The sequence below is a fragment of the Pseudoxanthomonas sp. SE1 genome (genome assembly GCF_029542205.1).
Classification (GTDB): Bacteria; Pseudomonadota; Gammaproteobacteria; order Xanthomonadales; family Xanthomonadaceae; genus Pseudoxanthomonas_A.
On the sequence record NZ_CP113783.1, the window covers coordinates 2,996,549 to 3,017,799 of the forward strand.

At 67.4% G+C, this 21,251-nt stretch carries 21 protein-coding genes; 15 read left to right on the top strand and 6 right to left on the bottom strand.

Annotated elements, in window-relative coordinates; all coding sequences use genetic code 11:
• The first annotated feature begins 2 nt into the window (after nucleotides 1-2).
• The 8 genes from OY559_RS14135 (at nucleotide 3) to OY559_RS14170 (ending at nucleotide 8,231) form a co-directional block, all read left to right on the top strand.
• A complete protein-coding gene (locus OY559_RS14135; protein WP_277726877.1) occupies nucleotides 3-1,286 on the top strand; it encodes an NAD(P)/FAD-dependent oxidoreductase in 1,284 nt (427 codons plus the stop codon).
• On the top strand, nucleotides 1,283-2,059 hold the full coding sequence (locus OY559_RS14140; protein ID WP_277726878.1) for a DUF1365 domain-containing protein: 777 nt from the start codon (nucleotides 1,283-1,285) through the stop codon (nucleotides 2,057-2,059). The genes OY559_RS14135 and OY559_RS14140 overlap by 4 nt, the downstream gene beginning before the upstream one ends.
• Complete coding sequence (locus OY559_RS14145) at nucleotides 2,056-3,306, top strand: SAM-dependent methyltransferase (RefSeq protein WP_277726879.1); 1,251 nt, start codon at nucleotides 2,056-2,058, stop codon at nucleotides 3,304-3,306. Before OY559_RS14140 ends, OY559_RS14145 begins: the two co-directional genes overlap by 4 nt.
• Nucleotides 3,303-4,100, top strand: coding sequence for a DUF1295 domain-containing protein (locus OY559_RS14150; RefSeq protein ID WP_277726880.1), 798 nt, complete (start codon nucleotides 3,303-3,305; stop codon nucleotides 4,098-4,100). The genes OY559_RS14145 and OY559_RS14150 overlap by 4 nt, the downstream gene beginning before the upstream one ends.
• A complete protein-coding gene (locus tag OY559_RS14155) occupies nucleotides 4,097-5,179 on the top strand; it encodes a cyclopropane-fatty-acyl-phospholipid synthase family protein (protein WP_277726882.1) in 1,083 nt (360 codons plus the stop codon). Before OY559_RS14150 ends, OY559_RS14155 begins: the two co-directional genes overlap by 4 nt.
• A gap of 1 nt (nucleotide 5,180) precedes the next feature.
• Complete coding sequence (locus OY559_RS14160) at nucleotides 5,181-5,711, top strand: lipocalin family protein (protein ID WP_277726884.1); 531 nt, start codon at nucleotides 5,181-5,183, stop codon at nucleotides 5,709-5,711.
• Nucleotides 5,712-5,916: 205 nt separating this feature from the next.
• The gene (locus tag OY559_RS14165; protein ID WP_277726885.1) at nucleotides 5,917-7,506 is read left to right on the top strand and encodes a sensor domain-containing phosphodiesterase; all 1,590 of its coding nucleotides are present in this window, start codon (nucleotides 5,917-5,919) and stop codon (nucleotides 7,504-7,506) included.
• A gap of 50 nt (nucleotides 7,507-7,556) precedes the next feature.
• Nucleotides 7,557-8,231 carry a class I SAM-dependent methyltransferase gene (locus OY559_RS14170; RefSeq protein ID WP_277726886.1) on the top strand — a complete coding sequence of 225 codons (675 nt, stop codon included), beginning with the start codon at nucleotides 7,557-7,559 and terminating at the stop codon, nucleotides 8,229-8,231.
• Nucleotides 8,232-8,336: 105 nt separating this feature from the next.
• Here OY559_RS14170 and OY559_RS14175 read toward each other — a convergent pair whose 3' ends face one another.
• Together OY559_RS14175 and OY559_RS14180 are read right to left on the bottom strand one after the other, a co-directional pair.
• The gene (locus OY559_RS14175; RefSeq protein ID WP_277726887.1) at nucleotides 8,337-9,815 is read right to left on the bottom strand and encodes a SulP family inorganic anion transporter; all 1,479 of its coding nucleotides are present in this window, start codon (nucleotides 9,813-9,815) and stop codon (nucleotides 8,337-8,339) included.
• Nucleotides 9,816-10,346: 531 nt separating this feature from the next.
• Entirely contained in the window at nucleotides 10,347-11,090 is a 744-nt protein-coding gene (locus tag OY559_RS14180) for an SDR family oxidoreductase (protein ID WP_277726888.1), read from the bottom strand.
• 98 nt (nucleotides 11,091-11,188) lie between these two features.
• Here OY559_RS14180 and OY559_RS14185 point away from each other — a divergent pair, with 98 nt between their 5' ends.
• Nucleotides 11,189-12,085 carry an AraC family transcriptional regulator gene (locus OY559_RS14185; RefSeq protein WP_277726889.1) on the top strand — a complete coding sequence of 299 codons (897 nt, stop codon included), beginning with the start codon at nucleotides 11,189-11,191 and terminating at the stop codon, nucleotides 12,083-12,085.
• Nucleotides 12,086-12,139: 54 nt separating this feature from the next.
• Here OY559_RS14185 and gcvA read toward each other — a convergent pair whose 3' ends face one another.
• Entirely contained in the window at nucleotides 12,140-13,060 is a 921-nt protein-coding gene (gene gcvA, locus OY559_RS14190) for a transcriptional regulator GcvA (protein WP_277726890.1), read from the bottom strand.
• A gap of 132 nt (nucleotides 13,061-13,192) precedes the next feature.
• On the opposite strand from gcvA, the gene OY559_RS14195 reads away from it, so the two are divergent.
• Both OY559_RS14195 and OY559_RS14200 read left to right on the top strand, forming a co-directional pair.
• On the top strand, nucleotides 13,193-14,014 hold the full coding sequence (locus tag OY559_RS14195) for an MBL fold metallo-hydrolase (RefSeq protein ID WP_277726891.1): 822 nt from the start codon (nucleotides 13,193-13,195) through the stop codon (nucleotides 14,012-14,014).
• Nucleotides 14,011-14,865 (top strand): MBL fold metallo-hydrolase, encoded by an 855-nt coding sequence (locus tag OY559_RS14200; RefSeq protein WP_277726892.1) that lies wholly within the window; start codon nucleotides 14,011-14,013, stop codon nucleotides 14,863-14,865. The genes OY559_RS14195 and OY559_RS14200 overlap by 4 nt, the downstream gene beginning before the upstream one ends.
• Nucleotides 14,866-14,939: 74 nt before the next feature.
• Here the strand turns inward: OY559_RS14200 and OY559_RS14205 are convergent, their stop codons facing one another.
• Nucleotides 14,940-16,298 carry an NTP/NDP exchange transporter gene (locus OY559_RS14205; RefSeq protein ID WP_277726893.1) on the bottom strand — a complete coding sequence of 453 codons (1,359 nt, stop codon included), beginning with the start codon at nucleotides 16,296-16,298 and terminating at the stop codon, nucleotides 14,940-14,942.
• 88 nt (nucleotides 16,299-16,386) lie between these two features.
• Nucleotides 16,387-17,433 carry an oxidoreductase gene (locus OY559_RS14210; RefSeq protein WP_277726894.1) on the bottom strand — a complete coding sequence of 349 codons (1,047 nt, stop codon included), beginning with the start codon at nucleotides 17,431-17,433 and terminating at the stop codon, nucleotides 16,387-16,389.
• A 98-nt stretch (nucleotides 17,434-17,531) separates the two neighbouring features.
• On the opposite strand from OY559_RS14210, the gene OY559_RS14215 reads away from it, so the two are divergent.
• The gene (locus OY559_RS14215; protein ID WP_277726895.1) at nucleotides 17,532-17,717 is read left to right on the top strand and encodes a hypothetical protein; all 186 of its coding nucleotides are present in this window, start codon (nucleotides 17,532-17,534) and stop codon (nucleotides 17,715-17,717) included.
• 123 nt (nucleotides 17,718-17,840) lie between these two features.
• Here the strand turns inward: OY559_RS14215 and OY559_RS14220 are convergent, their stop codons facing one another.
• Nucleotides 17,841-18,797: an SDR family oxidoreductase gene (locus OY559_RS14220; RefSeq protein WP_277726896.1), complete on the bottom strand. Its 957-nt coding sequence runs from the start codon at nucleotides 18,795-18,797 to the stop codon at nucleotides 17,841-17,843.
• A 349-nt stretch (nucleotides 18,798-19,146) separates the two neighbouring features.
• On the opposite strand from OY559_RS14220, the gene OY559_RS14225 reads away from it, so the two are divergent.
• The 3 genes from OY559_RS14225 to OY559_RS14235 all read left to right on the top strand — a co-directional run bounded on the left by OY559_RS14225 (nucleotide 19,147) and on the right by OY559_RS14235 (nucleotide 21,186).
• Nucleotides 19,147-19,347: a hypothetical protein gene (locus OY559_RS14225; protein ID WP_277726897.1), complete on the top strand. Its 201-nt coding sequence runs from the start codon at nucleotides 19,147-19,149 to the stop codon at nucleotides 19,345-19,347.
• Nucleotides 19,348-19,402: 55 nt separating this feature from the next.
• Nucleotides 19,403-20,416 carry an aldo/keto reductase gene (locus tag OY559_RS14230; RefSeq protein WP_277726898.1) on the top strand — a complete coding sequence of 338 codons (1,014 nt, stop codon included), beginning with the start codon at nucleotides 19,403-19,405 and terminating at the stop codon, nucleotides 20,414-20,416.
• A 536-nt stretch (nucleotides 20,417-20,952) separates the two neighbouring features.
• Nucleotides 20,953-21,186, top strand: coding sequence for a zinc-binding dehydrogenase (locus OY559_RS14235; protein ID WP_277726899.1), 234 nt, complete (start codon nucleotides 20,953-20,955; stop codon nucleotides 21,184-21,186).
• Nucleotides 21,187-21,251 lie beyond the last annotated feature (65 nt).

Genomic DNA, 21,251 nt, shown 5'->3' on the forward strand with positions numbered 1-21,251 from the left:
GCATGCGCATCGCGATCGTGGGTTCCGGCATCGCAGGCCTGGCGTCGGCCTGGTGGCTGTCGCAGCGGCACGAGGTGGTGCTGTTCGAAGCCAACGACTACCTTGGCGGACACACGCATACGCACGCCGTCGAGCAGGCCGGGCGCGAGTACCGCATCGACAGCGGCTTCATCGTCTTCAACCCGGACCACTATCCGCTGCTGTGCGGGCTCTTCGACGAGCTTGGCGTGGCCTCGCAGCCGACCACGATGAGTTTTTCCGTGCACAGCGCGCGCAGCGGCGTGGAATACAACGCGACCTCGCTCGATACGCTGTTCTGCCAGCGCCGCAACCTGCTGTCGCCGCGCTTCTGGGGCATGCTCCGCGACCTGGCGCGTTTCTACCGCGAGGCGCCTGCATTGTTGGTCGGAGAGCAGACGGGCCCCACGCTCGGCGACTACCTGCAGGCCGGCGGCTACGGCGATGCCTTCCGCGATGAACATCTGGTGCCGATGGCATCGGCCCTGTGGTCGTCCCCGCCGCAGGGGATCCTCGCGTTTCCTGCGCGCTACCTGGTGCAGTTCATGGCGAACCACCACATGCTGACGCTGGGTGAACGCTCGCCGTGGCGCGTGGTGGCCGGCGGTTCGGCGACGTACGTGGAGGCGCTGCGTCGTCGCTGGCGCGTGCAGGAACGTTTGTCCACGCCCGTGCTGGCGGTACGGCGCGATGCGGATGGCGTCGAACTCGATACGCTGCGTGGCCGCGAACGCTTCGACCACGTGGTGATGGCCTGCCACAGCGACGATGCGCTGCGCCTGATGCATGACGCCGACATCCGCGAGCGCGACATCCTCGGCGCGATCCGCTACCAGTCCAACGACACCGTGCTTCACACCGACGCGCGCCTGCTGCCGCGTCGCCGCAAGGCCTGGGCCGCATGGAACGCGCACGTGCCGCGCGACCCGTCGGCACCGTGCACGGTGAGCTACTGCATGAACCTGCTGCAGGACGTCGTGTCGCCGGATCCTTTCGTGGTGACCCTCAACCGCAGCGAGGCGATCGATCCCGCGCGCATCCTCAAGCGCATGCAGTATCGCCATCCGGTCTACGACCACGCCATGGTCGCCGCACAGCGGCGCAGGCACGAGATCCAGGGACACCGGCGCACGTGGTTCGCCGGTGCCTATTGGGGTTGGGGCTTCCATGAGGACGGCATCCGCAGCGCGCGCGACGTGGTGGATGCCATCGAGGCGCTGACCGCCGCAACGGCCGTCCGGCGCGACGCAGAAGCGGTGAGCGCGTGACCGCGCCGCTGGCAAGCGCCGTATACGAGGGCTGGGTGCGGCATCGCCGGTATGCGCCGCGCGCGCATGCCTTCCGCTATCGCATGGCGCAGCTCTACCTGGACCTGGACGAAATCGATACCGTGTTCGACCGTCGCTGGCTGTGGTCGGTGGATCGCCGCAACCTGGCCGAGTTCCGCCGGTGCGACTACCTGGCACCGCACGACCGGCCGCTGGCCGAGGCTGTGCGCGACCGGGTCGAACGCGCGCTCGGCCATCGGCCGCAAGGCCCGGTCCGCCTGCTGACGCACCTGCGCTACGGCGGCTACGTCTTCAATCCGGTCAGCTTCTACTACTGCTTCCAGCCTGATGGCACCACGCTGGACGCCGTGCTGGCCGAGATCACCAACACGCCCTGGCGCGAACGGCACAGCTACGTGTTGCCGGTACAGGACGGTGTGCCGTACGGCGACGGCTGGGCATGGGGCTTCGACAAGGCCTTCCACGTGTCGCCGTTCCTGCCGATGGACTGCACCTACCGCTGGCGCTTCACACCGCCTGAAGACGCCCTGCGCGTGCACATGCAAGTCGAGCGCGAAGGGCGGCGCGCCTTTGACGCCACCCTGACCCTGCTGCGCCGACCCTTGGATGGCGCCTCGCTCGCCCGCGTGCTGTGGCGCTACCCGCTGATGACCGCGCAGGTCGTCGCCGGCATCCACTGGCAGGCGCTGCGCCTGTGGCTCAAGCGCACGCCCGTCCACGACCACCCTTCCCTCGCCCGCGAGACCCCATGAACGAAATCGCCGACGTCCCTGCCACCGCGTCCTTCAGCGCGCTCGATCGCCTGCTGCGCTCGCAGCTGCTGGCGCGCCTGGATGCGCTGGACCACGGCATGCTGGTGGTCCGCGACGCGCTGGGCGAACACCGCTTCGGTCGCACCGGTGGCGATGCGCTGCCCGCCGTGCATCTGTGGATCGACGATCCCGCGTTCTACCGCGCGGTGGCCGCCCAGGGCAGCGTCGGCGCGGGCGAGGCTTACATCGGCGGCCAATGGCGCTGCGACGACCTGGTAGGTCTGGTGCGCCTGCTGGTGCGCAACCGCGCGTTGCTGGATGGCATGGAAGGCGGCCTCGCGCGGCTGGGGGGCTGGGCGCTGCGCAGCTGGCACGCACTCCGGCGCAACACACGCGAAGGCAGCCGTCGCAACATCGCTGCGCACTACGACCTCGGCAACGATTTCTTCGCCCTGTTCCTGTCGTCGGACCTGATGTATTCCTCGGCGATGTTCGCTTCGCCGGACGAGGACCTGGAAACGGCCTCGTACCGCAAGCTCGATGCGGTGTGCCGCAAGCTGGCGCTGGCGCCGGGGGACCGGGTGATCGAGATCGGTACCGGCTGGGGCGGCTTCGCGCTGCATGCGGCGCGCCACTACGGCGCGCACGTGACCACCACCACGATCTCGCGGGAACAGCACGCGCTGGCCAGCGCGCGTGTCGCCGCGGCCGGCCTCGGGGATCGCGTGACCCTGCTGCTGCAGGACTACCGCGACCTGCAGGGGCAGTACGACAAGCTGGTGTCCATCGAGATGATCGAGGCGATCGGCGCGCAATACCTCGACACGTTCTTCGGCAGGCTGGGCAGTCTGCTGCGGCCGGGCGGACAGGCGCTGCTGCAGGCCATCACCATCGAGGATCACCGCTACGTGCAGGCGCGCGACGCGGTGGATTACATCAAACGCTTCGTGTTCCCCGGCAGCTTCATCCCGTCGCTCAACGCGATGTACGACGCCAAGACCCGTGCCGGCGACCTGCAGGTCGTCCACCAGGAGGACTTCGGGCTGTCGTATGCGTATACGTTGCGCGCATGGCGGCGCCGTTTCATGACGCGCCTGGCGGATGTACGCGCACAGGGCTTCGATGAGCGCTTCATCCGCCTGTGGGAGTTCTACCTGGCCTATTGCGAAGGCGGCTTCCTGGAGCGCTCCATCGGCGTGTCGCACCTGCTGATGGCGCGTCCCGGCCATCCATCGGGGGCCGCATGAATCCCCTGCATGTCTTCGCCCTCGTCGCCGTGTTGGCGGCCGTCGTGATGATGCTGGGCTGGCGGTGGCAGCGACGGCATGCCAATGCCGGCATCGTCGACGTGCTGTGGTCCGCATGCGTGGGGGGCAGCGCTGTTCTGTTCGCCGCGCTGGGCGACGGCGCGTGGCAGGCGCGCGCCACCCTGGCCGTGCTCGGTGGCGCGTGGGGTGCACGACTGGCGTTGCACCTGTGGCACCGCGTGCGCAGCGAGCCGGAGGATGGCCGTTACCGCCATCTGCGCGAGCACTGGCAGGGACACCAGGGCAAGTTTTTCCTGTTCTTCATGGCGCAGGCGCTGCTGGTGGTGCTGTTCGCCCTGCCGTTCGCCGCCGTGGCGCGCAGTCCGGTGGACGGGGCCTGGCCTTGGATCGTGCTGGCGGTGGCCATCTGGACGGGCAGCGTCGCCGGCGAGGCCGTCGCCGACCGGCAACTGGCGCGCTTCCGCGCTGACCCGGCCAATCGCGGCAGGACATGCCGCGAGGGTTTGTGGCGATATTCGCGCCATCCCAACTATTTCTTCGAATGGCTGCACTGGTTCGCGTACATCGCGCTGGCGGTCGGTTCGTCGTGGTTCTGGCTGGCGTGGGCAGGCCCGGTGGTGATGTACGTGTTCCTGCGCTGGATCTCCGGCATTCCCTATACCGAAGCCCAGGCGCTGCGCACGCGCGGCGAAGACTACCGCGAGTACCAGCGCACCACAGCGATGCTGTTGCCCTGGTTTCCCAAACCCGCCACCAAGGAGGCGACACGATGAACGCGATGGTGGAAGAATTGGCCGCCGACAAGGCTGCCCCGGGCCTGCTGGGCCTGGCCGAACGCGGCCTGTTGCCCGACATGCTGATACGCGCCGGCATCCGCCAGTTGTGCGCGCAGCGGCTGCGCGACGAAAGCAAGGGCGGCCAGGAAACGCAGTCCGCGCTGCTCGCGCATCGGCTGCAGGCGCTGCGCCAGGGGGCGCTGGCCGTGCATACCGATGCCGCCAACCGGCAGCACTACGAACTTCCTGCCGACTTCTTCCGTCATTGCCTTGGCGAGCGCCTGAAGTACAGCAGTTGCTATTACCCCACCGGCACCGAGACCCTGGACCAGGCCGAAGGCGCGATGCTGGCGTTGTATGGCGAACGCGCCGCGCTGGCCGATGGCCAGGACATCCTGGAATTGGGCTGCGGCTGGGGCTCGCTGACGCTGTGGATGGCCGCGCGCTATCCGGGCGCACGCATCACCGCCGTGTCCAACTCCCACTCGCAGCGTCAGTTCATCGAGGCGCGCTGCAAAGAACGTGGCTTGACCAACGTACGCGTCATTACCTGCGACGTGAACCAGCTGCAGCTGGAGCCGCAGGCCTTCGATCGCTGCGTGTCGGTGGAGATGTTCGAACACGTCAGCAACCATGCCGCGCTGCTACATCGGATCCATGACGCGCTTCGCCCCGGTGGCGCGCTGTTCGTGCACATCTTCGTACACCGCCACCTGATGTATCCGTTCGAGACGCAGGGTGAGGACAACTGGATGGGCCGGCATTTCTTCACCGGCGGCATGATGCCGTCGGCCGACCTGCTGCTGTTCTTCCAGGACCATCTGCATCTGCAGGAACGCTGGCTGCTCGACGGCACCCACTACCAGCGCACCGCCAACCACTGGCTGGCGCGGCACGATGCACATCGCGCGGAAGTGATGGACGTGCTGCGCAGCGCCTATGGCGATGCCGCGCCGCTATGGAACCAGCGCTGGCGCATGTTCTGGATGGCGTGCGCGGAACTGTTCGGCTATCGCGGCGGGCAGGAATGGCTGGTCGCGCACTATCGCTTCCAGCGCCCGACCCGGGAGCACTGACATGCGTACCCTGCCCTTCATGCTGCTCGCGCTGTTGGTCGCCACCACCACCGCCGCCTGCCGCTCCGGCTACGTCAAGCCGTCCATTCCCACGGCCGCACCGGTCGACGTGGACCGCTTCATGGGCGACTGGTACGTCATCGCGCACATCCCATCGTTTCCCGAACGCGAGGCCTATGCCGCCGTGGAGTCGTACGCGAAGCTGCCCGACGGCCGCATCCAGACCACGTTCCGCTTCCGCAAGGGCGCGCTGGACGGACCGGAGAAGACGATGCACCCCATCGGCACCGTGAAGCCCGACGGTGGCGGTGCAGTGTGGGACATGCAGTTCGTGTGGCCGATCCAGGCCGAGTACGTCATCGCGTACGTGGGCGCCGACTACCAGCAGACGATCGTCGGACGCAGCAAGCGCGATTACGTGTGGTTGATGGCGCGCACGCCGCGGATTCCGGAGGCGGATTACCAGGCGCGCGTGCGCCAGATCGAAGCGCTGGGCTACGACGTGTCGAAGCTGCGCCGCGTACCGCACTGAGCGCGACAGCAGTTATGTAATCGCCCTTACCTCCTCGCCTGTCGGCACGCCCTTTCCGCAGCCCCACGGCACGCGCTAAGGTGACTGGCGTCGCCGGCATGCGCACGTTGCGCCACGTGGCTCAAGTCGCGCAACCGCCGGCCGATGCCGTGTGGGGAGACCCCGACGACGCGGAAGGTCTGGCAAGGCTGCACAGGGGAACTGCATGGCGACGCCACCGTTCCACACTGCCCACGCGCTCCGTCAGCGGATCGCCGACGCGGTGTGCCATGAAAAGATCTTCCCCGCCTACCAGCCCATCGTCTGCCTGCAGACCCGTGCCATCCACGGGCTGGAAGTGCTGGCGCGCTGGCACGATCCCGAGTTCGGCGCCGTCCCGCCGAAGGACTTCATCCCCATCGCGCTGCAGGCCTCGCTGCTGCCGCTGCTGACACTGAACCTGGTGCGCCGCGCCTGCGCCGAGGCCGGCGCATGGCCTGGCGGTTTCTGCCTGGCATTCAACGTGCCGCCTTCGCTGCTGCAGGACGCGCCTGCGGTGCGCCTGCTGCTGGAGGCCATGTCCGAATCGTCTTTTCCCCTGGATCGCATCTGCATCGAGATGACCGAGGACGAACTGGTCGAGGACGAAACCACGGCCGAACGGGCCTTCGGCTATCTGAAATCCCACGGCATCCGCGTGTCGCTGGACGACTTCGGCACGGGATTCTCCAGCATGGTGCGGCTCAGCCGGTTCGGCTTCGACGAACTGAAGATCGACGGCAGCCTGATCCAGCGCCTGGCGATCGACCGCGAGAGCCGCAAGGTGGTGTCGGCCATCATCGGACTGGGCCACAGCCTGGAGGTGCCGGTGGTGGCCGAATGCGTGGAGACCGAAGCGCAGGCCGATGTGCTGCGCGAGCTGGGCTGTGATTTCGCGCAGGGCTGGCTGACCGGCAGGCCGATGCCGGGCGACGAGGTGGCACGCGTGCTGGCGGCGGCACCCACGTGCGCGGCGTCGCCCGCGTCGCTGCCGTTGTCGCCCTACCTGCGCCAGCACCAGTTGTCCTCGCTCTACACCAACGCCCCGGTCGGCCTGGCCTTCCTCGATCTGGACATGCGGTACGCGGCTGCGAACATGCAGTTCGCGCGCATGGTGGGCCGGCCATTGAGCGAGATCGTCGAAGCGCACGTCCAGCAGGTCTATGCACCGGACATCGCGGCCTGGATCGTGCAGGCATCGCGGCGGATCCTGGACAGCGGCGACATCTCCACCGTCGAGTTCCGCTTTCCGGGACGCGAGGAGACCTTCCTGGTCGTCGGTACACGCGTGACCGACGAGACCGCGCAGCCCATCGGCGTCTCCGTGGTCACCATCGACATCACCGACCGCAAGCGCGCCGAGGAAGAGGTGCGCGCACGCGAGGCGCTCTATCGGGCCGTGGTGGAGCTGGGGCCCAACGTGTTGTGGGTCAGCGACGCCGCCGGCACGTTGACCTACATCAGCCCGGCCCCGCAGGAGCCCGAAGGCTGCACGATGGAAGCGCGCATGGCGGCCTGGTATGCGCGGATGGATGCGACCGACCGCCTCCGCGTCCGCGCCGAATGGCTGGCCGCCGTGCATGCCCGCGACGCCTTCGAGACGCGTTTCCGGCTTCGCTGGTTCGACGATCGCTGGCGCTGGGTATCAAGCCGCGCCATGCCGAGGACAGCGCCCGACGGAAGCCGCAGCTGGTTCGGTGTGTTCACCGACATCTCGCGCCAGGTGGAACTGGAGGAGCAACTGGCGCGTCTGGGCGGCGGGCCCGCCGCGCCCTGAGCCGGCCGCGGGGCGCGTTAGCATGGCGCTTCCCCCACACGGAGCGTCGCATGTCCTTCACCGATCCCGATGCCGTCACCCGTTATGCAGAGGGCCCCGTCCGCCAGGTGCCGGGTTTCCACGGCCTGCAGCAGATGACGCGCGTGCTGCTGACAGAATCGGTACCGGAGGACGGCCATGTGCTGGTGCTCGGTGCAGGTGGCGGCCTGGAACTGAAGGCGTTCGCCGACGCGCAGCCCGGCTGGCGCTTCACCGGCGTCGATCCGTCGGCCGAGATGCTGAAGCTGGCCACCACCACCCTCGGGCCACTGGCGTCGCGCGCGGCGCTCATCGAAGGCTACATCGACGATGCACCGCAGGGTCCTTTCGACGGCGCCACCTGCCTGCTGACCCTGCACTTCCTGACAGCGGAACAGCGGCTGCACACGCTGGCCGAAGTGCGCCGCCGCCTCAAGCCCGGCGCGCCGTTCGTCGTCGCCCACCACAGCGTTGACGATGCGGCGGACAAGCGCCAGCGCTGGCTCTCCCGCTACGCCGCCTTCGCGGTCGCCTCCGGCATTCCGGCGGCGAACATGGTCAACGCCGCCGCCGCGATCAACGCGCGCCTGCCGCTGCTGTCGCCCGCACAGGACGAGGCGCTGCTGAGCGAGGCGGGCTTTGTCGATATCGAGCTGTTCTATGCCGGGTTCACGTTCCGCGGCTGGGTGGCACGCACGCCTGACTGAGTCGCCAGCCGTGTCGCAGCGCATGCAAGCCGTGGCCGGCCGGCGCAAGGACCGGCCGGTGTGTTCCTGCCGCGCGAACGTGGCTTCGCAGACGGCCCACAGGATTCAGTGACCCGCGCTGAACCCGGCCTTCCCGTCCCGGTGCGTGCCCAACTGGTCCACCAGCGATTCACTGGCCCGGTTGAGGCCGACCACCTCCACCTCCGCCCCATGCTTGCGCATCTTCAACACCACGCGATCCAGCGCCGCGACTGCACTGGTGTCCCAGAAGTGGGCCCCGGTCAGGTCGATGACCACCTTCTTCGGCGCATGCAGGTAGTCGAAGCTGTTCGCGAACTGGACCGCGGAGGCGAAGAATACCTGGCCCCTCACTCTGTAGACACGGACGTTGTCGGCCGCGTCTTCATCGTCCACCGTCAGCATCGCACTCACCCGGCGGGTGAACGACAGCGCGGTCAACAGCACGCCCGTGAGCACGCCCTTGGCCAGATCGTGGGTGGCGACGGTGACGACGACCGTACCGATCATGATCAGGTTCGCGGTCCGGGGATGGGTCTTCAGTTCGGCGAAACTCTTCCAGTGGAAGGTGCCGATGCTGACCATGATCATCACCGCGACCAGTGCCGCCATCGGAATCCTCGATACCCACTCCGACGCATAGACCACCAGCAGCAGCAACACGATGCCCGCAATGAAGCACGACAGCCTTCCGCGGCCGCCGGAAGACACGTTGATCACGGACTGGCCGATCATCGCGCACCCCGCCATGCCGCCGAAGAACCCGGTGACGATGTTGGCCGCGCCCTGGCCCGCGCACTCGCGGCGCCGGTCGGTCGGCGTATCCGTCATGTCCTCCACGATCTGCGCCGTCATGAGCGATTCCAGCAGGCCGACGACCGCCAGCGTCGCGGACACCGGCAGCAGGATCTTCAGTGTATCGAGCGTCCACGGAATGTCCGGGAACAGGAACACCGGCAGGCTGTCCGGCAGTTCGCCCATGTCGCCGACGGTGCGGATGTCCAGGCCAAGCCAGATGCAGACAACGGTCAGCACCACGATCGCGACCAGCGGCGAAGGCACCACCTTCGTCACGCGGGGCAGCAGGTAGATGATGGCCAGCGCGGCCGCGCACACCGCGTACACCGTCCACGGCATGCCGGTCAGTTCCGGCAACTGCGCCAGGAAGATCAGGATGGCCAGCGCATTGACGAAGCCCACCACCACCGACCGCGATACGAAGCGCATCAGCGAATTGAGGCGCAACGCCGCCGCCACGATCTGCAGCAGTCCCGCCAGGATGGTCGCGGCAAACAGGTACTGCAGCCCATGGTCCCTGACCAGGTCCACCATCAGCAGCGCCATGGCACCGGTGGCGGCCGAGATCATGCCCGGCCGCCCGCCGGCGATGGCCGTGATCACCGCGATGCAGAACGATGCGTACAGCCCGATCTTCGGATCCACACCGGCGATGATGGAGAACGCGATGGCCTCGGGAATGAGGGCCAGTGCGACGAGGACACCGGAAAGAATGTCGCCACGGACATTGCCGAACCACTGCTCGCGCAGCGGATAGTTGACAGACATGGGGTGACTCCTGCGCGCCGCCGAGGGCGCGTTGCATGGTGGCGTAAAAGACAAGAACCCTTCGGCCGCCGGAGGATCGGCAGCTTCATGCATCAGGGAAGGGTCAGGGCGGCGTCATCGAGATATCAGGGCCTGCGCAGTGCGCGCATTCTATGGCAGTGCAGCAACCCGCTCAACACGCGACGAGCGGTTCCGCCTCGCGCCAGGTCCATTCCACGCCACATGCTCGCGCCGATGCCGGCTGGCAACGTGGGTGCATGGTTGGGGTTCGCGCGCTCCCCCCAACACACGGCCGGTGCGCGTCTGCAGGAGCGGATCAGGTCGGCGCGAATCCGCGCGTGGCCTTCTTCTCGCTCTTCTCGGCGCGCTTTTCCTTCATCGTCTTCGCCGGCTTTTTCTTCTGCTCTTTCTTCTTGTCCAGGCCCTTGGCCATCACGTGCACTCCCATGGTCGTTGCGACCGCTGGGAGCATGACACATCCGGCGGCCCGGAACGGTAACGGACAGTGCGGACCCGACCTGTGCACCGTGCTCAGCGCGAGGCCGCCAGCGCCACCGCATCCGCACCGGCCGGGAAATGCAGCTGCCCGGTGGTGTCGTTCACGGCGCGCCACACGCCGTCGGCGACGTCGGCCTCGGTGGTCACCGCCGCGATGTCGCCCAGTCCGGCGAACACGCTGTGGGCGAAGGGTTCGTACGCCTCGGGGATCAGGCCCTGCATGCGCTGCTGGCCATTCGCGGTGAACCGGGTGGAAGGGCCGTAGCCGGGCTGCACCAGTTTGACCCGCACGTCGAAGGCCTTGAGTTCGTGCTCCAGCGATGCGGTGAAGCCTTCGACTGCAGTCTTGCTGGCGGTGTACGCGGCCACCAGCGGAAACGGCGCCAGCGTCGCGCTGGAGGTGACGTTCACGATGACGCCTGCCCTGCGTTGGCGGAACTGCGGGATGACGGCCTGGCACATGGCCATCAGGCCGAAGGTGTTGGTCTCGAACACCTCGCGCACAGTGGCCATGGGCGTGGCCTCGAACGCACCGAACAGACCGATGCCGGCGTTGTTGACCAGCACGTCGATGGGGCCGGCGGCGTCCACGGCGTTGGCGATGCTTTCGGGGCGGGTGACATCCAGCGCGAGCAGGCGCAGGCGGGGCGACGGCGGCAGCAGGTCTTCGCGCGGATGCCGCTGGGTGGCGATGACGTTCCATCCCTGCGCGAGGAAGTGGCGGGCGGTTTCCAGGCCGTAGCCGGACGAGCAGCCGGTGATCAGGACAGTCTTCATTTCGTTCTCCGGGGTGAGTTGACTCGGCGGGAACGATAGGCCAGCCTTCCCGGATGATCGATAACGCATCGTCCTGTTTGTTTTAGCCGGAGTCCGGAATGGGGGATCCGCTGTCCGATGTCGTCCAGCTGCTGCACCCGCAGGCGGTGTTCGCCAACGTCATCAGCGGCAAGGGCAACTGGGCCGTGCGGTATGCCGACTATGGCCAGCCCGGCTTCTGCATCGTGCTGGAAGGCAGCGCGCGGCTGGCCGTGGAGGGGCACGCCCCCATCACCATCAGCGCGGGCGACTTCGTGCTGCTGCCCACCACGCCGGCCTTCACGCTTTCAGGCTTCTTGCCCGCGCCACCGGTGTTCATCGATCCCGGCATCGTGCCCGGAGGACAGGGCGAACTGCGTCATGGCGATCCGGACGGACCGCCGGACATGCGCTCGCTGGGTGGCGCATTCCTGTTCGACACGAAGGACGCCGCGCTGCTGGTATCGCTGCTGCACACGGTCGTGCATGTGCAGGGCTCGCAGCGGCTCATGCACCTGGTGCAGATGGTCGGCGAGGAGTACGCACAGCAGCAGCCGGGCAATGCGTACATGCTGTCCCGGCTGGTCGAGATGCTGCTGGTGGAAGCCATGCGCTCGACAACCGCAGGAAACGCACCTCCCGGCCTGCTGCGCGGACTGGGCGATGCGCGGCTGGCGATGGCGCTCAAGCAGATCCACGCGCGCATCGCGCACCCGTGGACCGTGGGCGAACTGGCAAACATCGCCGCGCTCTCCCGCTCGACGTTCTTCGAGCGGTTCACCCGCACCGTCGGCGTGCCACCGATGGAGTACGTGCTGGCCTGGCGCATGGAAGTCGCGAAGGAACTGCTCAGGCGCGACGGCCTGACGGTCACCGACGTGGCCGAGCGCGTCGGCTACGGCTCCACCAGCACGTTCAGCGTGGCCTTCAGCCGGCATGTGGGCGAAGCGCCCAGCCGGTATGCAGGGCGGCCGTGAAGCGTCCCGGCATCGGGAATTACCGACGCCCCCAAGCGCACCGCCGCGACACCCTTACCGATCCGTGCGTCGCGCTTCCCAGAATGCTGCATCGTCGCCCGCTTCCTGTTGCAGCCATCCGTAGAACGCGGTGATCTCGGCGCGCGGGCGCGCATCGTCCCGTCGCACGATCCAGAAGGCGTACGCATTGGGCACGCTGTGGTCGAAGGGCGGGAGCAGGCGACCATGGAGCACGTCCTCCTTCACCAGCGGCGCGATGCCCAGCGCAACGCCGTGCCCGGCGATGGCCGCTTCCTGCGCCAGGTAGATGCTGGCGAAGACCGGGCCGCGACTAGCATCGACACCCTCGACACCGGCGGCTTCCAGCCAGTCGGCCCATTGGGGTACGCCGGGCCGGCCCAGCGCGCTTTCGTCGTGCAGCAGCGTCTGCTGTCGCAGGTCCTCCAACCGCGACAGCGCCAACGATGGCGCACAGACGGGAAATGCCGGCGCTTCCATCAGGCGTTCCGCATGCAGGCCCGCATACCCGCCGGGACCATAGCGGATGGCGACATCGACACCGCGCGCGAAGTCGGCAGGCGCGTTGCCGGTTTCGATACGCACGCGGATATCGGGGAACGCGCGATGGAAGCGGTGGAGCCGCGGTGCCAGCCATTTGGCGGCGAAGGACTCCAGCGTGCTCACGCGCAGGTCCGCGGATGCGTGCGACGTCACGCGGTGCAGCGCCTGATCCAGTTGCCCGAAGATGTCGCCCAGCGCAGCCGCCAGCGCCTTGCCTTCCACAGTGAGTTCCACCGAGCGATTGCTGCGATGGAACAGCGTGACGCCCAGATACGTCTCGAGATGCTTGACCTGATGGCTGACCGCCGCCGGCGTGACGAACAACTGTTGCGCGGCCACGTTGAAACTCAGGTTCCGTGCCGCCGCCTCGAACGTGCGGAGTGCATTGAGTGGCGCAGGATGACGGGGCTTCACGAGCACCTGGGCGTAGCGGGGCCGGCCGGCATCGTATCGCGTTACTTTTTCTGAAGCGAACGGCAAAACAACTCGTTTGTCGCCCGTGAGGGCCTTGGCCACCATGTGGCCACCCACGGCAAGGTGATCCTCGTGAAGTTCGAAGAAGTGAATACCGACGTACTGATGTTCGTCGGCGACGACGTGCAATCCGTCGCCACGGCATTCATCGATGGCGATGATGTGCTGCTGGTCGACTCGCTGGGCAGCGCGCGGGACGCGGGCCGCCTGCGCGATGTGCTCTGCGGGGAGTTGGGCAAGACGGTGCGCCTGGTCGCCGCCACCCATTTCATGAGCGACCACATCGCCGGCATGTCACTGTTTCCCGACGCGCTGACGATGGCCCACCGTCACCATCGCCACGCCTACCTCTCGCAGAACCGCCGCATGGACGCGCTCTACCGGGAGCCGGACATCGTGTTCGACAACATGGCCATCCGCTGGGGCGCGCATGCGCTGCGCTTCCTCCACAACCCGGGCAAGACGATGGACCACCTGAGCGTGGACGTGCCCACGGCGGACCTGGTCTGCGCGGGCGACAACATCGTCGGCAACATCGTCTACCTGTCGAAGGCCGATCCTGCCCTGCTCCGCGCCGCCATCGGGCGGATGCTCCAATTCGGCCGCGGCACGGTGATCGGCGGACATATCGGCAGGTTCGATGCGAAGGTGCTCGACAATGCCCTGCACTATCTCGACCGGCTGCGGGATGCCGTGGTCCGCTGTCGCACGCAGGTATCGGAGGTGGACGCCGACGACCGCATCGCGACGCTCCGCATCGAGGATTGCCTTGCACCGGGTGTGGTGCCCACGGCGTTCGAACGCGAGTGGCATGGACACAATCTCGGCGTCATCACGTCGCAGGCGATCTTCGCGCTGGATGCCTCCCTCGCGTCCCGGGAGATGCATGCATGAACGGTGATCCGCACATGGAAGGCCGCAGGCGATTCCTCGCGGGTTGCGTGGGCGCATCCGCCGCGGCGCTGCTGTCTTCGGGCAGCCTGCTGGCGTCGGGCCCCGCGCCCGTGCTCCGCGTCCAGCGCCTGGCGTGGGCCGGCATCCGCCTGCAGTTGCCGCAGGCGACCCTGTTCATCGATCCGCTGGTCAACCCGGACGCGTGGGGAACCGCACTCGGCGACCGGCTGGTGCCGGTGGATGACGGCGTGGGCGAGACCAGCGTGCTGATCACGCATACACATTCCGACCATTTCGATGCGCACGCCGTGGCGGATGCGCTCGGCCGCGGCGGCATGCTCGCCTATCCGGCAGGGACACAGCCGTTGCCGATGCCGGCCGGCGCACGCGCGCGACCAAGCGCGCTGTGGGAACCCCAACTGCTGGGCGACTTCACCGCCACGCCGGTACCGGCATCGGACGGATATGGCGACACCCAGGTGTCGTGGGTGGTCGCTGCCGGCGGACGCCGCATCTTCCATGGGGGCGACACGCTATGGCATGGCCACTGGTGGCGCATCGGCCGCCAGTTCGGGCCATTCGATGCGGTCTTCCTTCCGATCAACGGCGCGCGATTCGGCTGGCGACAACCGGTCAGCGGCCAGCCGGGCGTGCTGACACCCGAGCAGGCGGTCGCCGCCGCCACCATCCTGGGCGCGCGCACGCTGGTGCCCATCCACTACGGCGTCACCGGCATGAAGGAATACGTGGAAGCGGACGACGCCCTCGATCGGCTGCGGGCAGCGGCGCGCGACAGATCGGTGGACGTTCAACCGGTGGCCCCTGGCGACTGGGTGGCGTGGCGTCCCTGACCCGCCGCATGCGGCGTTGACTCGCTGGAAGCCTGACCGCTGTCATCGAAGGCGCATTCGGCCGATGGGCCGGGTCATGGCGGTCCGGCTTGCGGCAGGGGCTGCGCGTGCCGACCGACGACTGGCTCATCGTGCGCATGCCGCTCGCTGCGGTCCGGCACGACATCCGACGCCTGGGACACACGTCGCGCATGCGCGCGGCCCAGCCATAGCGCCAACGCGGCCCAGAACAACGCCAGCGGAACCACCACGCTGACCAGGCCACCGATCGCCAGGCCGATCCGGCCCAGCACGCCTTCCGCCTGCGCACCGACCACGTCGCCGGCGCGGTACACGAAGGTGTCGATGAACGCCTTCGCCTTGTACTTGTCCTCGCGATCGACCACGGTGAACAGCACCTCGCGCACCGGGCGCGTGATGCCGCGCTGCACCGCGCGATTGGCAGCCTCCAGCAGCACCAGCACGACGAACGACCCGTAGATCGCCAGGCCGATGAATCCCAGCGCCGTCGCCAGCGGCAGGATCGCCAGCGCAACGCCCAGGCCGAAGCGCCTGATGAAGCGCCCGGTCAGGGTGAGCTGGAGTACCAGCACCGCGATCTGCGTCCACATGTCGATGCTGCCCAGCAGTGCGGCACGTGCGTCCGTACCTTCGGCGACGTCGGCGACCATCTGCATGCGCGTGAAGTACACCAGCGTCGCCATCACCGCCATCAGCAGCACATAGCCGGCGATCCCGCTCAGGAAGGGGGACCGGATCACCGAACGGACACCGGCCCATATGCTGCCGCCGATGCGTTCGGCTTCGTCCGGAAACGCAGGTGCATGTACGCCATTCGTTCCGGTGCGGTCCGGCGCGACCCTCACCAGCAGCCATGCGGTCAGCAGGCCGAGGGACAGGAATCCCGCCGAGACCAGCAGAAGGCTGGCGGTTCCCAACGGTTCGGCCAGTTGCGAGGTCAGCCAGGGCCCGACGATCGCGCCCAGCGTTCCGCCGATGGAGATCAGCGCGAAGAAGCGTCCGCCCTGGTCGCTGGTGAAGCGGTCGGACATCAACGCCCAGAACACCATGGTGGCGAACAGGTTGAATACGCTGAACCACACGTAGAACACCTGGCCGCTGCGCTGCCCCACCGCCTCCGGCGCGAACATCAACAGCGCCCAGAAGCCCACCAGACCCAGGATGAAGAAGCCATAGGTCGCCGCGATGAAGTGCAACCGCCGCAACCGACTGACCAGCCAACCAAACGCGGGATTGACGGCCAACGTCACCAGCGCGGTGCCGATGAACAGCCAACGGATGCTCTCGATGCCGCGTTCCATGCCCAACGCATCACGCGCGGGCCGCAGCAGCATCAGTGCGGTGAGGACGAGGAAGAAAAAGCACGCCGCGATCAGGACGGGAACGGCTTCCCCGCGGCGCAGGTTGAACATGGCCTGCCACCTGCTAGGGGGCGGGTTCGGGCCCGCGGTGCGCGCGTCGGAGCTGCTCATGGATTGTCCTGGAAGCGGCGTGCTCATGTCAGCGGAAACGCGCGCCCGTCAGCGCTTCCGATACGTCCCAGAGACGCGCTGCAGCCGTGGCGTCCTGTGCCACCGCAGGCACCGTGGCCAGGCCGAGCGGGCCGCGCATTTCGTTCATGCCTGTCGGCCCGTAGTAGGCACCGGCCACGGCCTCGGGCGCCGTCGCGGCAAACAGCGTGGGGATCGCGCCCTGCGCCGCCGACTGCATCTGGTCTTTCCCGGCCGCCCACCGACGCCCCTGCTCGCTGTCCAGCCCCGGACCGCGTGCGACCAGTTCGGTCACCGCGATACCCGGATGCGCGGCCATGCTCGTGATTCCCCAGCCCGCCGCGTCGCTGCGCCGCTGCAGCTCGAAAGCGAACATCAGGCAGGCAATCTTCGACTGCGCATAGGCCGCATACGCGTCATAGGCCTTGTCGGACTGGAGGTTGTCGAAATCGAGACCACCACGATGGACGGCGATGCTGGACAGCGTGACCACGCGAGGAGACGCACTCTTCCGCAACAGCGGCATCAGTTCCGCGGTCAGCGCGAAGTGTCCGAGATAGTTGGTGGCGAGCTGCATCTCGAAGCCATCGGCGGACACGCCACGCTGCGGAAGCGCCATGACCGCTGCGTTGTTGATCAGGCCATCCAGGCGCGGCAGCGCCGTACCGAGACGCCGGCCCAAGGCGCGCACCGAGTCCAGGTTCGCAAGGTCGACCACTTCGAACTGGAGCCTGGCATCCGGCGTGTCCTTCCTGATCCTGTCCATCGCCTCGCGCCCACGCTCGGCGTTGCGCGCGGCGATCACCACGTGCGCGCCCGAAGCGGCCAGCGCCTTGGCATCTTCAAATCCCATGCCGCTGGTTCCGCCCGTCACCAGGAAGAAGCGGCCCGCCTGCGAAGGCATGTCCGCCAGGCTCCAGTCGGGCTTCGGCGCCGTTTGCGCCAGGGCAGCACTCGAACCGGCCATGGCGCCCAGCATCAGTGCCATCGCCGCGACGCGGCGTCGCCAGTGGGCTCGCGTGGGCTGGGTGCGTTCAATGGAGAGATCATTTCTCATCTTTTTTCACTCGCGTAGTGATGGGGGAAGGATTGCTACGGGATGTTTGTTGCTTGTCGGGCAGACGATCGGCCAACGAACGTCGAGCCAGTGCGTCGATGACCGGCACCACCGCTTGCAGCGCGCCGCGACGCATCGCGCATGGCATCGGAACCGCGATGCGGGAAACGGCAGCAGTGGGAACAGCCAGGAGGTTGCTGCGGGATCAGGCCGAAGACTTCCGCTTGCTCGTCGGCCTGACGCAAGCATCGTCTTCCACGTTTAAGATTGTTTTAAGCGCATGAGCGATCGGATGACGACGATCCTTGAACATGCGCAGCCGCGACATGGCACATGGACAAAGTCCCATGCCGCGGAAACACCACCATGCAGCGCGTACGGCATGGCAACACAAATCCGCGAGCAGACTAGACAGCGAACAGCGAGGATGCGGGTTGCGGCCTTCTGTCGGTCACGAACACCGTGTCGGTGAGCCTTTCCGATTCGCTCCACAGTCTTTCGGCGGCCTCCAGGTCCTTCGCCTGCATCGGCACGCTGGCCGGGCGCGGGAATCCACGCGTCTCGCCCATCCGGTCGGGACCGTAGTAAGCGCCGCCCTCCGCCTCGGGCGCGGTGCCGGCAAACAACGACGGCAACGCGCCCTGTTCGGCAGGCTGGAAAAGAAACCACAGATAGCGGCGCGCCATGCCCGGCATACTCCCTGCGCCCACGCCATTGATCAGCAGATCGGTACGGGAAATACCCGGATGCGCCGCGATGCTCTGGATGCCCCAACCTGCCGCCACGCTCCGCCGCTGCAGTTCGAACGCGAACATCAGGCACGCCAGTTTCGACTGGCCGTAGGCCACCATCGGCTTGTAGTCGCGCTCCGACTGCAGGTCATGGAAATCCAGCGCGCCACTCCTGGCCGCCACGCTCGAAAGACTCACCACACGCGGACGGTTGCCCTTGCACAGCAGCGGCAGCAGGTGACCCGTCAGGGCGAAATGCCCCAGATGGTTGGTACCGAACTGCAGCTCGAAACCGTTGGATGTTTGCAGCCGGCGCGGGGGTGCCATCACCGCCGCGTTGTTGACCAGCAGATCCAGGCCGCCATGCGAACGGCGCAAGGTATCCGCAAAGGTTTCGATGGATTCCAGGCTGGCAAGATCCACCGCCGCGAAACGCACGTTGGCCACCGGGACTTCGCGGCGGATCTGCGCGATCGCGACGGCGCCTTTCGCTGCATTGCGACCCGCGACAATGACATTGGCGCCTGCCCGCGCCAGCGCCAATGCGGTCTGGAACCCTATGCCACCGGTCCCGGTGACGACCGCGGTGCGGCCTGTCTGGGGCGGAATGTCGGACGCTGTCCAATTCGCCATGATGATTGCCTCTTCTGGTGATGCGGCGGGGTGGTCAACGCGATGACGCTGTCGCGCTGGATGACGCGGCGTCCGCACGACGCAGACCGCGCTCCGCGGATGACGGACACGTTCCTGCAGGCGCGTGCGTGGCGGCCTTCCTCCCATCCAACGCCTGCGTGGTGTCCGACGGAGGATGCCGACAGCGGCAAAGAACGCCGTGCGGAAATCGTCAGGCGGGAACTGCCGTTTCATCGGCATCCCGGACACGCTGACTTCCACATTGCCCACCAAGTTAGGCAGCAATATTTAAGAGGACTTTAAGGCGGGCACGCAGTCACTGGTGTGCCGGCTCGCGGAGCGGCGCCAGATGGCGGCAGATCAGGATGGGCAATGTCGCGCGCGTTACCGAGGGCGGATAGCCCTCGGCACGCCTTTCATCGGAAACCCCGGTCCGGTCGACCGCCTGTGCACGAAAACCCCGCAGTTCGATGCACCCTTGTCGGCCTACTTCGGCGATGGCGCCGAAGGCTACACGCAGTTCACCTTGCCCGAGGCGAACGCGGCCTGACGGCGGCGGCGCGCTTCCACCTTCTTCCCCCCGTTCCCGCATCCAGGAGTCCACCATGTCCCTCCACGACCTGCTTCCCGGCAAGCTCGGCTTCGGCACTGCCCCGCTCGGCAACATGTTCCGCGACATCCCAGAGGGGGAAGCGCGCGCGACGGTCGACGCCGCGTGGAACGACGGCATCCGCTACTTCGACAACGCGCCCTTCTACGGCGCCGGCCTGGCGGAAATCCGCATGGGCGAAGCGCTGGCCGACAAGCCGCGCGATGCCTACGTCATCAGCACCAAGGTCGGGCGACTGGTGCTGGACGAAATCGAGGATGTCAGTGCGCGCGACCTCGGCGAGAAGGGCGACGTGTTCAAGTACGGCCGTCCGAACCGGATCGTCAACGACTATTCCTACGACGCCACGCTGCGCTCGATCGACGACAGCCTCACGCGCCTGAAGACCGACCGCATCGAGATCGCCTGGGTGCACGACATCGCGCAGGACTTCTATGGCGACGAATGGCTTTCGATGTTCGAAAGCGCGCGCACCGGCGCCTTCAAGGCACTGGACCGCCTGCGCGACGAAGGCGTTATCAAGGCGTGGGGGCTGGGCGTGAACCGCGTGGAGCCGATCGAGCTGCTGCTGGATCTGGAAGGCCCGCGTCCGGATGGTTTCCTGCTGGCGGGCCGTTACACCCTGCTGGACCACAGCCGCGCCCTGCAACGCGTGATGCCCAAGGTCGCCGAACGAGGCCTGGGCATCGTGGTCGGCGGACCTTACAGCTCGGGCGCGCTGGTCGGAGGCCCCAACTTCGAGTACGCACCGGCCACGCCGCAGATCCTCGACAAGGTGGCACGCATCAAGGCGCTGGCGGACCGTCATGGCATCAGCATGAAAGCCGCCGGTCTGCAGTTCGTGCTGGCGAATCCCGCGGTCGCCGCGGTCATCCCCGGCGCCAGCAGGCCGGAACGCATCGCCGAGGACCGTGCTGCCCTGCACGAGACGGTGCCCGTCGACTTCTGGCGCGACCTGCGCAGCGCCGGGCTGGTCGCGCCCGACGCGCCGCTGCCCGGCATCGGGTAACGGTGCACCGCGGGAGCCCGGATTCAGCCGGCCAATTGAGTCCGCACGGCAAGCCCGGGATCCTCGTCGGCAGGGCTTGGAAAGCGACACGTCGCCGGAAATGACGTGCGCGCAAGCCGCCAGCGCGCGACGACGACGCGTGGAGGCTTGCATGCGAGGCGCAGACGCTTGCCGCTGCAAGCCTCGAACGCTCGCCCGCGAAGCTCGAAGCGGGGAGCGCGGGTTTCCGCGACCTGCAACCGGACCTCCGCACCTTGCGGTCAGGTGTTCGAGGCTTGCTTCCCCGACGCTTCCGGACTCGCGCGCAAGTCTCTGCACCCCGCGCGCAGGGCTACGGCATGTCAGCGTCGGGAATCGGAAGGGCGCCGGCGAGGGTCCGCGGCTTGCGGCTGGGAGCTGACGCACCCGCGGGGGGGGGCTGGCCAGCGCGCTGGCGATGCTCCCGGCGTCGCCTGCAGCCCTCTTGCGGTGGTCACGAGGCGCCCGATCCCGGCTTCGCCACGGAGATCGGCGCCCCCTGGTTCATCAGGCAGGTCATGCGGCTGCTGAGCCGGCGCATCAGGAAGCAAGCGGGGCGCCAAGGTGTGAGCTATTCATTCCTCTTCATGAAGGCCAGCGGCGATCAGTTGCGCGCACTCGGCTCCCTGATCGACGCCGGAGCCATCCGGCCCGTCATCGACCGGACATTCCCATTCGCATCGACGAACGAGGCGATGGCATACGTCGACAAAGGGCGAACGAAGGGCAAGGTCGTTATCCGGATGGCATAGCGTTGCCGCGTGGAAACCGTCGTTCCCGCTCCGGGCGTGCAGCTGCCATGTCAGCCGCTGCTCTG